Below are 13,027 nucleotides of genomic sequence, written 5' to 3'. Positions count from 1 at the left end.
CCGGAAATCCGTACTTCATCTCTCACGCCCTCGATCAGAGAGAAGCGTGTATGGCCGACATCAACAGCAAACTGGAAATCGGTGTGACCACCGGGCCCATCCGGGGCTCGCGCAAGATCCACGTTCCCGCACAGAGCAACCCCGCGATCCGGGTCGCAATGCGCGAGATCGACCTTGAACCCTCAAGTGGTGAGCCGCCGGTTCGGGTCTACGACACCTCGGGGCCCTATACCGACCCAGAAGCCACCATCGATATCTCCGCGGGGCTGGCCGCGCTGCGCCGCGATTGGCAGCTCGCCCGCGATGATGTGGAAGAGTACGCGCCGCGCGAGGTGAAGCCCGAGGACAACGGCATGACCGGGCCGGATCGTTCGGGCGGAGTGCCCGCGTTCCCGACCGCGCTTCGAAAGCCCCTGCGGGCAAAGGCGGGGGGCAACATCTCGCAGATGCACTACGCAAGGCGCGGCATCATCACCCCCGAGATGGAATATGTCGCCGAACGCGAGAACCTGGGCCGCGCGCGCCTTGCCGAGTATTCCCGTTCGGGCGAGAGCTTCGGTGCCTCGATCCCGGACTATGTCACGCCCGAATTCGTGCGCGACGAGGTCGCTCGGGGCCGCGCGATCATTCCCAGCAACGTCAATCACCCCGAATGCGAGCCGATGGCGATCGGGCGCAATTTCCTGGTCAAGGTCAACGCCAATATCGGCAATTCGGCTGTGGCCTCGGACGTCGCCAGCGAAGTCGACAAGATGGTCTGGTCGATCCGCTGGGGCGCGGACACGGTGATGGATCTCTCAACAGGCCGTAACATCCACGACACGCGCGAATGGATCATCCGCAATTCGCCCGTTCCCATCGGCACCGTGCCGATCTACCAGGCGCTCGAGAAGGTCGGCGGCGTGGCCGAAGACCTCAACTGGGACGTGTTCCGCGACACGCTGATCGAACAGGCCGAGCAGGGCGTCGACTACTTCACGATCCACGCCGGCGTTCGGCTTGCTTACGTACCGCTCGCGGCCAAGCGCCTGACCGGCATCGTCAGCCGCGGCGGTTCGATCATGGCCAAGTGGTGCTTGGCTCACCACAAGGAATCGTTCCTCTACGAGCACTTCGACGAGATCACCGAGATCATGAAGGCTTACGACATCGCCTACTCGCTCGGCGATGGCCTGCGCCCGGGCTCGATCTACGATGCCAACGACGAAGCGCAGTTCGCCGAGCTTTTCACGCTGGGCGAACTGACGAAGAAGGCCTGGAGCCAGGACGTTCAGGTCATGATCGAGGGCCCCGGCCACGTGCCGATGCACAAGATCAAGGAGAACATGGAAAAGCAGCTGGAAAGCTGCGGTGAGGCCCCGTTCTACACCCTGGGGCCGCTTACCACCGACATCGCGCCCGGCTACGATCACATCACCAGCGGCATCGGCGCGGCGCAGATCGGCTGGTACGGGACGGCGATGCTCTGCTACGTGACGCCCAAGGAACACCTTGGCCTGCCCGACCGCGATGACGTCAAGGTGGGCGTCGTTACCTACAAGCTCGCCGCGCACGCAGCCGATCTCGCCAAGGGGCACCCGGCCGCGCAGGTGCGCGACGATGCGCTGTCCAAGGCGCGTTTCGAGTTCCGTTGGCGCGACCAGTTCAATCTCTCGCTCGATCCCGACACCGCCGAGCTCTACCATGACCAGACGCTACCCGCCGAAGGCGCCAAGACCGCGCACTTCTGCTCGATGTGCGGCCCCAAGTTCTGCTCGATGCGGATCAGCCAGGAGGTGCGCGATTTCGCGGCGAGGCAGAATCAGGGCGCCGATGGCTTCCTTGCGGCGAGTGCCCCTCAGGCGGCAGGCGTTGCCGAGAAGGGCATGGAAGAGATGAGCAAGGTCTTCAAGGAGACCGGCTCGGAGCTCTACATGGGGCAAGGCGACCGGGAGCACGATTGAGGATCTGCGCGGTGCGTCCGACGTGGCGCGCCGATGCACAAACGCCCCGGCGTTCTCCCGCGATGTTGCCGCAGAGAGCCGGGGCGTTCCTTGTTCGGTAATCAGCCGACGAGCACCATGTCGTTCCCGCTGCGCGTGACCGCAGCCGTGGCGGCGGTGTGTACGAGCGCGGCTGCCCCGCCTGCGGTACGCTTCACGGAGACGGGGGAGGTCGCGGTGTTCAGAAGCGCGAGGCGTCCGGGAATGTTGTTGGGGATGCGTAGCTCACGCGTTGCCGAAAGTGCGCCAGCGATCGTCACATAGGGCGCGGCGGTCAGGGCGGGCCAGGAGGAGAGCGTGGAGACGTCGTAGCTCGTGTCACTGGGAAATGTGAGGGTCGGCGCGGGGCGGCCCTGCCCGTTGTAGTCCTCGACCAGGCCGACGATGAAGTTGTTCGACGCGAGCCCCGCGGCAGGTCCGCTTCCGGCGTCGTTGTCCGCGAACGCTCCGCCTGAAGCGGCTTTGAAGCGCAAGCCCTTGATCCGGTTGCCCTGCGTGTTGGCACCTTGGAAGCGGACCATGGCAAACGGGGTCGCCGCGGCCGAATGGTCGATGTCCAGGTCTGTCCACGTGTTGTAGTCCGTATACAGACCCTCGTTGGCGGCGAGTGTGCAGAACAGCGCTGGGCCCGAGGAGCAGATATAGGCGTCCTGTACCGATTTGGCGTTGCGTGATCCGCGGTAGATGACCTGTGAGCAGTTGAACAGGTTGTGCGAGGTGCGCAAGTCGATCTGGTTGGCGAAAGTCACCGGGCCACTGGCAGGTGTAAGGCACTGGAAGTTGGTGACGTTGCCCCCCCTCATCGGGCGCTCGTGGGTGTAGGCGATAGGGCGGCATCCGCCGCCCCCGCGGACGAGATCGCGTGCCGTGACGTTGGCCACGGTGAGGTGCGACAAGCCGACGTTCTCGATCCCGGCGTAAGCTGCGTTCTCGATCTGGCAATTGGAGATCTCGCCGTCGAGGCCATAGCCGGAGAACGAAAATGCCTGCCCGTTGCCGTTGAAGCCCGTGCACGTCGCCGCAACGACGCCGTTCGCTTCGATCGTCTCCGCATTGGCGAACTGGGAGGCCCAGTCTTCGACCACGAAGTAGCCCGTCGCGTCGCCGGCCTCCCAGGTGCCCGAACTGAGAACCACGGCCTTGACGACGGCTGTCGAGGCCGAACTTGCGCCAACGATGGTTTGCCCTGCGGAAACCTGGACGGAGCCGCCCTGGAACGAAACCTGGCCAAGGAGGCCGGTGTTGACGACCTTGCCGCCCCGCCAGCGGATGCGTCCGTAGCGTTCGGCCGTACCCACTCCGTGATTCTGCACTTCGATTCCCATTCGGCCGACGCCATCGATCACGCAGTCATTGAAGACGATATCGAAGCCCCCGTTCGGGGCGTCGTCAAAGACAAACTTCAGTGCGTTCACATAGGCCTGCGGAGCGGTGAAGCGGCAGCGGTTGAACGTGATGCGCTCCAAATCGTTGTTGCCGCAATGGATCAGACCGTAGAGATTACGAGAGGTCGCTGAAAGCGTGCTTTCGAAGATGAGGTCGTTGAAGACGATGTCATGGCAAGGGCCCATCGTGACGAGGCGATCGTGATCGGACCGGGCGGAAGCCAGATCTCGTCCCGGTCGGGATCGTCAATCGCGGCCTGAAGCCAACCGGCGTTGTCGGCCGACACGTCGGATGCGATGCTCTTGACGATCTGTCGGTCGAAGCGCTCCTGCGCGGTTCTCCCGTCGCGCGCCCCGATCGCTGTCGCGCCGGATATCGAGGCCAGATAGGCGGTTGTTGCAAGGTTGCGCTGCTCAACGGGACTTCCCGACGCGTTCAGGTAGATCGTGACGATGCCATCGTTGATGACCGCAAAGGACTCTCCGTCGGAGGTCGCGGCCAGCCCGCTCGCCGTATCGGCGTAGGTCGGGCTTGCAAAGGCCTCTGCAGTACTGGATGAAATCGCGGCCTGATCCGCCCAGGAACGTGCACTGCGCGTGCCGGTCCCGTTCGGAGCGATCGAGCTCTCGGCCCAGGCCTGAGCCAGGGCGATCTTGGCGTTGCCTTCGTCGGCCACCTGGACCAGTGCGTCGTCCCGGGCATCGACGACATCCTGCGCCGCGCCGTCCACCATGCCTTTGGCGATCTCGTTCTGTCGCCGGGCTTCGGCGGTGTTCTCGCCAGCATAGACCAGAGTGCGATCGTCGCGCTCCTCAACGATGGCGAGCGGTCCTTCCGTGATGGTAATATGCGTCTTCATAGCGTGGGCGCTCCCTTCTTGATCGTGAACCGGCCGAAGCACAGGACGCGGCGAGGCTCTCCGGGAGGAGTCACGTAAAGCGTGTGGTGCAGTTCGATCTCCTCCTTCTCGGGGCGGGTATCGCCGACGGCCTCGAGTGTGGCCTGGTCGATCTGGGGGCGGATCGTGGTCCCGCCGACGACGTCTGCGCTGGTGGGGTGCGGATAGTCGGGATCGAAATTCGAGCTGACGCCCTCGGCGCCCTCGGCCGCCGTTTCGAGAGTGAAGGCGTTGGCGCCACCCGGAGAACTGGAGAAAGCCCAGCTGAACTGGGCGAGGGACCAGTCGTCGTTCATGCGCACGAGGTCGGCAAGACCGGTAGTTCCGCCCCACGGCGCATGCCGAAAGGCGGTCAGGTTCAGTTCGAATGGCATGGTCGCAAATCCTTGATCAGCCGGCACGAAAGGGATGAAGCAAAAGCGGCAAGGGGAGGGTGAGGCGCGGTTGCCGCGCGACAGCGCTCGCCGGTGGTCCGCCGAGTGCTGTCACGGGCTGTCTGTCGAGGTCACCGCAACCGGGAGCGCATGCCGCAGGAGGGCCGCGCAATTCTGGGAATATGAGGATGGGAAGGGTTTTCCTGCCGTTTGCCATCAGGCGATGCAGAAAAGCACATTTGCATGTTCGCTATTTGCTCCATATTGCGTGGAAATTGTCAAGAACCTTGTTGAACCTGTCCTTCATGTGCCGCCCTGTCGAGAGTTCCTGACTTGAGCAGGTTATTGTTATAAATAGTTTTCCTGTGGGGCGGTCCGTGTCCTGAGTTCCCGGACCAAAGCAGGGTGGAAGCTGTGATTTGCGCAGGAACCGCGACCTCCGGTCCGGGGTCCTGCGCGAATCGGGAGTGGCGCGAGCCTACGAGGCGAACGTCGTCTCGAGTGTGATTTCGCACGAGAGGAGCTTGGAGATCGGGCAGTTCGCCTTGGCCCCTGCGGCAATCTCCTCGAACTTCGCCTTGTCGAGGCCGGGGACCTTCGCGTTTAGCGAAAGGGCACTCCTGGAGACCTTGAAGCCGTCGCCATCCTTCTCGAGAGTCACCTTGCAGGTCGTTTCCAGGCTGCCGTCGGTATGGCCTTCGCCTGCCAGCGCGAAGCTGGTGGCCATCGTGAAGCAGGAGGCATGGGCCGCGGCAATCTGCTCTTCCGGATTGGTGCCGGCGGCGTCCTCGAAGCGGGTCTGGAAACCGTAGGGCGCGTCGAGCGCGCCGGATTTCGTGGCGACATGGCCCTTGCCGTCCTTGCCGAGACCTTCGTAGCGGGCGGTGGCGATGTTGACGCTCATCTGGGGCATTCCTTCCTTTGCTGGGTACTTGTCTCCCAAGCGCGTGAAGGCTGCGCGTAGTTCCCCGGATAGCGGATTTGGGGGCGGAACTTGTTGCACTGCAGCATGGTTTGGGAGGATACTCGCTCGCCCACCAAGGAGTCGTCCCGATGCCCGCTGCCACGTCCACTTCGAATGCGCCGCCCACTGCGGCGCTGCACTGGCTGCAACTGGCCGGTGAGGCCTGGTGGATGTGGGCGGAGGCCTCCAGCGTCATCGCGATGCGGACCGCCATGATCGCGTTCGAGCGGCCGGGACACGGGCGCGAGGCGGAGCGGATGGTGATCGAGAAGCTGGCCGCCGCCTTCAGCTTGTCGCAGCGCCTTGCGCGGGCAGGGCCGATGGCGCCGGAACAGGTGATGCAGACGATGCTGGCGGTCTATTCACCCCGGGTGGCGGCCAACCGCAGGCGCCTGACACGGCGCCTGCAGCGAGGTCATGGGCGCGTCAGGACCGCTTCCTGACGAATTCGGCGCGCAGGACCAGACCCTTGATGCCCGGATACTTGCAGTCGATTTCCTGGGTGTCGCCGGTAAGGCGGATCGAAGGGATCAGCGTGCCGCGCTTGAGCGTCTGGCCCGCGCCCTTCACGTCAAGGTCCTTGACCAGCGTGACGGCATCGCCATCGGCCAGCAGGTTTCCTACCGCGTCGCGCACCTCGACGACGTCCTGTGCCGCGCGCTTGGCCGCCAGTTCGCTCGCGGGCATCCACTCGCCGCTCTCTTCATCGTACACGTAGTCTTCGTCGTCGCTCATGCGGGATCCTTCCGGGCAAGGCCCGGGCCATGGCAGAGTGCACGGGAAATTGGGAGCGTAAAAACGTGGGTCGCAGGTTGCGAAGCAGGGACAGGAGAGAGGGACACGTCGCTCCTGTCCCCGCTCCGCGCTCCTGCGACCCGAAAGCCAACAGGAGCGGTCACGCCGGACCGTGCGAGGCGGAAACGACAAGGTTCGACGCGCTCGCATGAAAACTCTTGGCCTCTTGGGAAAGGCCGTGGGGCCGATTGTAAGGGACCTCGTCGTATCGACAAAAAACGCCCTTCACGGTGCCCGCCTGCTGGATAGCGATCCCGCTGGCTGCCGCCCCCTCTAGCACTCGTGCGCCCGGCCGCAAGGGAAGAGGCCCTCGCGTTGTTGCAAATTGTTCACATCATCAAAAAGAATTTGATTGCAGCTGTTTAGCCAGACTTTCGCGGCACGTTTCGGCGTGCGTCCTGGCGGTGGCCATGCCGGTTTGGTTCTGTCGGAAAACGGGCTAGAGGCGCACGAGGCAGTCCCGGCCTGTACAAGGAGAAAAGCGCCCCCATGACCGACCATTCGACCGAACTGGCCATCCGGGCACGCCGTGCGGCCTTCAACACCGCGATTCGCGAAGGCGATGCCACGGCAATCGGGCCGATTCTCGCGCGCGACTGTGTAATGCTCACGGGCACCGACAGCGCGGTCATTGCCGGGCGCATGGCGCAGGTGAAGGTGTGGAAGCGCGACTTCGCGAGCCCGGGGCGGATGGTCTACGCGCGCCTTCCCGATCGGATCGAGGTGTCCGCCATCGAGCCCATCGCGATGGAGTACGGGGCCTGGGAAGGGACCGTGGCTGGCGCCGATGGGCCGGCGGCCTCGGGCAGCTATGTCGCGAAGTGGCGCCAAGGGCCGGGCGGCTGGGTCATCGAAGCGGAAATCTTTCTTACTCTCGCTTAACGCTGTGCCGTAACCATCGATCTCCACGTCATGCCTCATTAACACGATCCCTCGAGGAAAAGTGCGTAGTCCGAGATTTACGCCGCGAAGGCATTTCGTTCCTATCCTGGCATAGAGGGAATTTACGCAAGGAGGAGACGCCGAGATGCTGAGCCGAAGTGGGGCATCCCCGACACTGGCACCGTGCTGGTACACGCGTCGCCACGTTCCGGCCGGAGCGCGAAGCCGCGATGCCGACGGGGTCGTGACCTGCACCTGCCGTCACTGCGGCCGCCGCATCCGCTCGCGCGACCGCGGCCAATGGGACCTCGCTGAAGGTGTCGATCTCGATGCTCTGCAGGAGCAATCCCGGACCGGACATTTCTGCGTGGTCGACACGCTCGATGGCATGGTGATCGCGCGCTATCCCATTGCGATGGACGCCGACGAGGCGTGGATCCGCACGAAGATGCAGGAGATCAGTGCCGAGTACGATGTCGCCGCGTCCGGGGGCGAACTCCAGATCCGGATCGTGCCGGGACGCCGCGAGTCTCGCCTGAAGCACTGATCCTGGATCGTGGGATCCGGGATGGTTACGGTCAGTTCAGCGCATTCTCGGCATCGCGGACGGCCTGCGCGGCCTTCTGCGCGCGCCGGGCGGCGTCATCGAGCGTAGGGCTTGTCGCCCCCGAGCGGCTCTCTGATCGTTCGGGGCGCGGAGCCTGCGCGTAGGGTGCCGTCGGGGCAGGGGCGGAGCCGTCCGCTGGCGACGGGAACAACCAGTCCGGCAACTCGTGTGAGCCCGCGGCATTCATCTCGCCATCGCTGGCATCCCCGGGCAGGTTTTCGGGCGCCTGGTAGATTTCGTAAGGAGCTGGCCTCGCGTCGCGCAGATCGACGTAGGGGTCGTGGATGCCGGGTCCCTGGCCGATGGTGTCCGGTTCGCCTGCGCTGTAGCGTCGCAGTGAGTGGCCAAGGTCGCTGCTGATCAGCGCTCCACCAAGAAACGCGAGGCTGGCAATCGCCAGAAACCAGATCAGTACGCGCATTACCCATCCATCTCGTGTCGTGTTCGGCGCGCCCACATTTCGAGGGCGCCTTGAAGCTTCGTCATACCCGGAGTGGCGCGGACGCACAAAGGGCGCCTTCCACGGGGAAGGCGCCCTTTGTGCGCTGGCTCTGCAGCGAACGGGGTTGGGAGAGAGGAGGAAAGGTCCCGTTCGCGCGGCCTGCGATCAGTTCGCGGCAGCGAGGACGTTGTCGTGCAGGACTTCGTCCTTGGTGAAGCTGACGTAACGGTTGTTGTACATGCCGGTCACGCGGTCACCCTTGACGTAGAGACGGAAGGGGACGCGGCCTTCGGCCTTGCCTTCGATGACCGTGATCTTGCCCTTCTGCTGCGAGGTGTAGGCGTAATCGACACCCTCGTGCGAGAAGTTGCGAGCTTCGCTGGCCTGGGCCGCGGCGGGAAGAGCAACGGCGGCAACGGCAGCGGCGGTGAAAATCGTCTTGAACATGGCAAAATCCTTATGTGGTTCGGGTTGCAGGACTTGCCCTGGCACCTCTTGTCTTTGTTGCGATGCAGCATCCGCAGAATCGCCCTTGCGTGCAATGCAGATTTCGGAACCAAATGGTGCAAAAAGTGCAACATTGACTCTAAATCCATGAGATTTAGCGCGAAACGAAACTCGAGTTTTCATAAGTCCAATCGCTATGGCGTATTGATATTCGCGTGTCGGATAAAAAATCGCCCTCGAACCTTTTTGCACTTCGCGGCCGGAGCAGGCAGAGGGGGACGTGAGAACCCGGGTTGGAGGATCATCTGGAATGCCAATGCGTCGTACGTATGTCGAACATGTCCTCGTGGGCGGTCTTGCGGCGCTGATTCTTGCAGGATGCCAGTCGAATTCCGAGTCGGTGCCCGGCGATGCTGATGATTCGCGTCCCTGGAGCGCCATCGCGCCGGATGAAACCGTGCAGGCCAGCGGAACCGAACCATTCTGGAGTGTGCGGGTGGAGCGTGGGCAGATGATCTACACTGCGCCCGATCTGCCGAAAGGGCAGGAGATCGCGGTCACGCGCTTTGCGGGGCGCGGAGGGCTCTCTTTCAGCGGGGAACGGGATGGCGAGGTCTGGACGCTGGCCATCACGCAAGGGGAGTGCAGCGATGGCATGTCGGATCGCAGCTATCCGTTCACGGCAACTCTGGCCGATGGCGCCACGACACGCCAGGGCTGCGCATGGAGCGCGGCCAATCCTTATCGCGATGCAAGCTGAGCGGTTTCGACCGGCCCTGCGGGGATATCCATGGCAACGGCAGGGGTGATCCCGGTGGGCGCATCAACCTCGGCCCGGGCCGGGGTGAGGTCCTGCGGGCCGGGTTCGACATAGAAGCTGGGACTGTCGAGCTGAAGCGGGGCGTTGTACTTGTCGCGCCAGTCGGGGCCGATCGGGGCCTTCATCTGTGTAGGCATCACGGCGCCAGTGAGGCCGCCAAGAAGGAACGACGCCGACACGGCCAGAACCAGTGGCTTGGTATACGGCACGAAGTTTCTCCTTTGCCCCTTTCCGCAAATTCAATGCCGCAGGGGCAAGATGGTTCCACCATACATCGCCGGTCCGATGCGCCAGGCGCCTTGTTTGTGCAGGAGAAATAGCAGTACTTCCCGGTTCGGGAATCCTATTGCATTGCAAAATATCTGTTTTTTAATCGAAAATTGCGCAAACTACTTTTCTTCAGCGGCTGATTCTGCTAGACGGCGTCTACGGGAAAAGAAGATGATCTCACGCCAAAGTCGGGACGTCTTCGGGAAGAGGATGCGTGTCATGAAGCAATTTCTGGCAATGCTTAACGCTGGTCTGGTTGTATACGCCCTGTCGATGACGGGGCGTTCGGAGCCGCTTCTGGATTTGTAGAGCTCGGGCGCACTGTTCACCCCCTGTGCGCCCACCCTGACCCCCGAGCGGACGATCTGGCGCTTTCGCCGATACGGACCGGCTGGCCCACGTTGAGAACACGCCAACAAGAAGGCGTGGGGCAGGTGATCCAGGTGGAAGAGGCAGATCGTCTCGGGGATGTGAAGCTGGAGGAGAAGCTGCGCGGCTGAGAGCCGTGCAGGCCGGTACGGTCCCGGCCACGAAGTCGGACCGACCACAACGAATGGACCTCGCCTTGAACTGACGAACGGCGAAGGAACACACGAACGGACACCGAGGGAGGGGAGACCGTGCAGGGCGCAAGCAGGCCCAAGACCTGCAGTGCCCTGCTATTTTTTTGCCCGGCTTCCGTCAGTCGCCCGGAGCCCACCCCGGCGCGGCCAGTTCGAACACCGAAAAATCGAAGCCGGGGGTGACGATGCAACTGACCAGCGTCCAGCCCGGCGCGCCGCGTGCGAGCGGCCAGGCCGCCTGCCAGTAGCCTTTGGGCACGCGCAGTTGCGGCGCCTCGCCATTGAGGATGTCGCCGCCAAGGATCTGCTGTCGTACCGGTCCGGCGTCGGTTTCGGACTGGGCCAGGGCGAGCGGGCTGCCCGCATGCCACAGCCAGATCTCGTCCGCATCGAGCACCCGGTGCCAGTGGGAGCGCTGGTGCGCTTCGAGCAGGAAATGGATTGCCGTTGCGCCCGCGCGCTCCCCGTCCGGGGCGGGCGCGCGCCAGGTTTCCTTGTACCAGCCGCCCTCAGGGTGCGGGATCAGGCCAAGGCGCTCGATCAGGGCTGCGGGGCTTGGAGGAGCGTGCATGCAGTGTCCTTCGGGTGGTTGGCAGGGGAGATAGCGGAGGATCGCCGATGTGGGCGCCAAGGGCAACCGGGCGCGTGAACGTGGGGCGACCGGACCGGGGCATCGCGGCTTTTTCGCGTAAATACCTTGGGTTCCGGTGAATTGGCTCTTGCGTGGGGCAGGGCGGCTGCGCCACCTTGGCCGTCTCCCAATTCCCACAAGGTGTTCCTCTATGTCCCGCCCTTCGCTGCTCGCCCTTGTTCTTGCCACCGCCGTGACGTGGCCGGTGAGCGGGCAGGCCGCGACTTCGCCCGCCGATGTGGCGGCCGCCGCGCTGCGCAACGCGCCGGTCTGGGACGGCCACAACGACGTGCCCGAGCAGCTGCGCGAGCGGCGTCAGGACATCCTTGCCGGCTTCGACTTCGCCGACACGATGAACACGGCCGATCCGGAGAACGGCAAGGGGCCGATGCAGACCGACCTTGCACGCCTTCGCGAGGGCAAGGTCGGCGCCCAGTTCTGGTCGGTCTACGTCTCGGCCATGCTGAACGAGCAGCAGGCGGTGCAGGCGACGCTGGAGCAGATCGACGTCATGAAGCGGATCATCGCCGCGCACCCGGACGAGATGATGTACGCGACCAGTTCAGCCGAGGTTGAAGCCGCGCGCAAGGCGGGCAAGATCGCCTCGCTCATCGGCATGGAAGGCGGGCATTCGATCGGTTCGTCGCTGGGCGTCGTGCGCCAGATGTACGAACTGGGCGCGCGCTATCTCACGCTGACGCACTTCAAGAATACGCCCTGGGCTGACAGTGCTACCGACGCCCCCGAGCATGACGGGATGACCGATTTCGGCAAGGATCTCGTGGGTGAGATGCAGCGTATCGGCATGCTGGTCGATCTCAGCCATGTCTCGCCCAAGACCATGGCCGATGCGCTCGACGTGGCGCGCGCGCCGGTGATTTTCAGCCACTCGGGCGCGCAAGGTGTCGATGGTCACCCGCGCAACGTGCCTGACGCGATTCTCGACCGGATCAAGACCAACGGCGGCATCGTGATGGTGAACTTCTACCCCAGCTACGTCAGCGAGGACCTGCGCCAGTGGCAGGCCAGCCGTCTGGGCGAAGCCGCGCGGCTGAAGTCGCTCTATCCCAACGCGCCCGAAACGGCCGAGGCGGGCATGGAAAGCTGGATTTCCGCGCATCCCAAGCCGGTCGCAACCGTGGCGCAGATCGCCGATCACGTCGAATATATCGCCAAGCGCATCGGCACCGACTACATCGGCCTCGGCGGCGATTTCGACGGGGGATCTGTCGGGGTCGAAGGCATGCCCGACGTCTCGGCCTATCCCGCGCTTTTCACCGAACTGGCGCGGCGCGGCTTTGCCCAAGACGACTTGGAGAAGATTTCCAGCCGCAACATGATGCGCGTGCTCAAGGCAGCGGAAGCCTATGCCGGGGCACATGCGGAGGACCCCGCCATCGAATCGCCAACGGCGTTCTGAGGGGAGGCACAAGCGGCTTCGGTTTATCGCGCATCTTCTTTTCGTGACCGAGGGGATGCGAAGGGGTTTCAGGCCTTTTCCAGTTCCGAGGCGCTCTTGAGGACCTGCGCTCCGTCATCCTGCTCGATCAGGTAGGCGGGATTGTCAGCGCTGGCGTTGCGCACGATCTCACTACCCTTGATGGTGCGGGTGACGCGGCTCTCAAAGCGCTCGGTGACCGTGCCGCTGGCGGAGCCATCCCCCCAGTTCCAGCGCACACAGGTACCTTTGTCAAAGTCGTTGGCCATCGGCTTCAGGCCGCCTCGTCCGGGGCTTGCATCACGCTCTCGGCATTGGCGCCCGAGGCGGCTGTTTCTTCTTCCTCGCTCGAGAGCAGCGCGCCGGTCATCCAGGCGAGCGAGAGGCCGATGATGGCAAGGGCGAGGCTGATACCAAGGACATAGCGCACGATATGGGGCGTGCTGCCGCCGCGGGCGGCGTCCTCGTCGATGTGCGTTTCGGTAGGGGGGCGTTCCATGTCGCATCCTTTCCGCAGATATTGTGCTT

Annotated in this window: 17 protein-coding genes; 6 read left to right on the top strand and 11 right to left on the bottom strand. The window is 63.9% G+C overall.

Annotated elements, in window-relative coordinates:
• Positions 1-50: 50 nt before the first annotated feature.
• Positions 51-1,943, top strand: a complete 1,893-nt coding sequence (gene thiC / locus MTR65_RS08820) for a phosphomethylpyrimidine synthase ThiC (protein ID WP_243799240.1) — start codon at positions 51-53, stop codon at positions 1,941-1,943.
• A gap of 101 nt (positions 1,944-2,044) precedes the next feature.
• On the opposite strand, the gene MTR65_RS08815 is transcribed toward thiC, so the two are convergent.
• The 4 genes from MTR65_RS08815 to MTR65_RS08800 form a co-directional block, all read right to left on the bottom strand.
• Positions 2,045-3,553: a hypothetical protein gene (locus MTR65_RS08815; protein WP_243799238.1), complete on the bottom strand. Its 1,509-nt coding sequence runs from the start codon at positions 3,551-3,553 to the stop codon at positions 2,045-2,047.
• Entirely contained in the window at positions 3,469-4,227 is a 759-nt protein-coding gene (locus tag MTR65_RS08810; protein ID WP_243799236.1) for a hypothetical protein, read from the bottom strand. Before MTR65_RS08810 ends, MTR65_RS08815 begins: the two co-directional genes overlap by 85 nt.
• Positions 4,224-4,640 (bottom strand): hypothetical protein, encoded by a 417-nt coding sequence (locus MTR65_RS08805; protein ID WP_243799234.1) that lies wholly within the window; start codon positions 4,638-4,640, stop codon positions 4,224-4,226. The genes MTR65_RS08810 and MTR65_RS08805 overlap by 4 nt, the downstream gene beginning before the upstream one ends.
• 478 nt (positions 4,641-5,118) lie before the next feature.
• Positions 5,119-5,544: an OsmC family protein gene (locus MTR65_RS08800; RefSeq protein ID WP_243799232.1), complete on the bottom strand. Its 426-nt coding sequence runs from the start codon at positions 5,542-5,544 to the stop codon at positions 5,119-5,121.
• A 149-nt stretch (positions 5,545-5,693) separates the two neighbouring features.
• Between MTR65_RS08800 and MTR65_RS08795 the strand changes: the two genes are divergently transcribed.
• Positions 5,694-6,047, top strand: a complete 354-nt coding sequence (locus MTR65_RS08795) for a hypothetical protein (RefSeq protein ID WP_243799230.1) — start codon at positions 5,694-5,696, stop codon at positions 6,045-6,047.
• On the opposite strand, the gene MTR65_RS08790 is transcribed toward MTR65_RS08795, so the two are convergent.
• A complete protein-coding gene (locus tag MTR65_RS08790; RefSeq protein ID WP_243799228.1) occupies positions 6,031-6,339 on the bottom strand; it encodes an alkylphosphonate utilization protein in 309 nt (102 codons plus the stop codon). The genes MTR65_RS08795 and MTR65_RS08790 overlap by 17 nt on opposite strands.
• Positions 6,340-6,888: 549 nt before the next feature.
• On the opposite strand from MTR65_RS08790, the gene MTR65_RS08785 reads away from it, so the two are divergent.
• Positions 6,889-7,281: a YybH family protein gene (locus MTR65_RS08785; protein ID WP_243799225.1), complete on the top strand. Its 393-nt coding sequence runs from the start codon at positions 6,889-6,891 to the stop codon at positions 7,279-7,281.
• Positions 7,282-7,426: 145 nt separating this feature from the next.
• Positions 7,427-7,828, top strand: coding sequence for a hypothetical protein (locus MTR65_RS08780; RefSeq protein ID WP_243799223.1), 402 nt, complete (start codon positions 7,427-7,429; stop codon positions 7,826-7,828).
• Between the two features lie 31 nt (positions 7,829-7,859).
• Here MTR65_RS08780 and MTR65_RS08775 read toward each other — a convergent pair whose 3' ends face one another.
• Together MTR65_RS08775 and MTR65_RS08770 are read right to left on the bottom strand one after the other, a co-directional pair.
• On the bottom strand, positions 7,860-8,309 hold the full coding sequence (locus tag MTR65_RS08775) for a hypothetical protein (RefSeq protein WP_243799221.1): 450 nt from the start codon (positions 8,307-8,309) through the stop codon (positions 7,860-7,862).
• Between the two features lie 186 nt (positions 8,310-8,495).
• Entirely contained in the window at positions 8,496-8,777 is a 282-nt protein-coding gene (locus MTR65_RS08770; protein ID WP_226634426.1) for a hypothetical protein, read from the bottom strand.
• Between the two features lie 316 nt (positions 8,778-9,093).
• Here MTR65_RS08770 and MTR65_RS08765 point away from each other — a divergent pair, with 316 nt between their 5' ends.
• Positions 9,094-9,537 carry a COG3650 family protein gene (locus tag MTR65_RS08765; protein WP_243799219.1) on the top strand — a complete coding sequence of 148 codons (444 nt, stop codon included), beginning with the start codon at positions 9,094-9,096 and terminating at the stop codon, positions 9,535-9,537.
• On the opposite strand, the gene MTR65_RS08760 is transcribed toward MTR65_RS08765, so the two are convergent.
• Positions 9,519-9,806, bottom strand: a complete 288-nt coding sequence (locus MTR65_RS08760) for a hypothetical protein (RefSeq protein ID WP_243799216.1) — start codon at positions 9,804-9,806, stop codon at positions 9,519-9,521. The genes MTR65_RS08765 and MTR65_RS08760 overlap by 19 nt on opposite strands.
• Before the next feature lie 742 nt (positions 9,807-10,548).
• Complete coding sequence (locus MTR65_RS08755; RefSeq protein ID WP_243799214.1) at positions 10,549-11,001, bottom strand: cupin domain-containing protein; 453 nt, start codon at positions 10,999-11,001, stop codon at positions 10,549-10,551.
• A 211-nt stretch (positions 11,002-11,212) separates the two neighbouring features.
• Between MTR65_RS08755 and MTR65_RS08750 the strand changes: the two genes are divergently transcribed.
• Positions 11,213-12,481, top strand: coding sequence for a dipeptidase (locus MTR65_RS08750; RefSeq protein ID WP_243799212.1), 1,269 nt, complete (start codon positions 11,213-11,215; stop codon positions 12,479-12,481).
• A 68-nt stretch (positions 12,482-12,549) separates the two neighbouring features.
• Here MTR65_RS08750 and MTR65_RS08745 read toward each other — a convergent pair whose 3' ends face one another.
• Entirely contained in the window at positions 12,550-12,768 is a 219-nt protein-coding gene (locus MTR65_RS08745; RefSeq protein ID WP_243799210.1) for a hypervirulence associated TUDOR domain-containing protein, read from the bottom strand.
• 5 nt (positions 12,769-12,773) lie between these two features.
• The gene (locus MTR65_RS08740; protein ID WP_243799208.1) at positions 12,774-12,998 is read right to left on the bottom strand and encodes a hypothetical protein; all 225 of its coding nucleotides are present in this window, start codon (positions 12,996-12,998) and stop codon (positions 12,774-12,776) included.
• Positions 12,999-13,027 lie beyond the last annotated feature (29 nt).

The organism is Novosphingobium mangrovi (assembly GCF_022818885.1).
Taxonomy (GTDB): Bacteria; Pseudomonadota; Alphaproteobacteria; order Sphingomonadales; family Sphingomonadaceae; genus Novosphingobium; species Novosphingobium mangrovi.
Note: the sequence above shows the minus strand (reverse complement) of the source record. Positions and strands in the feature narration are given on the sequence as shown.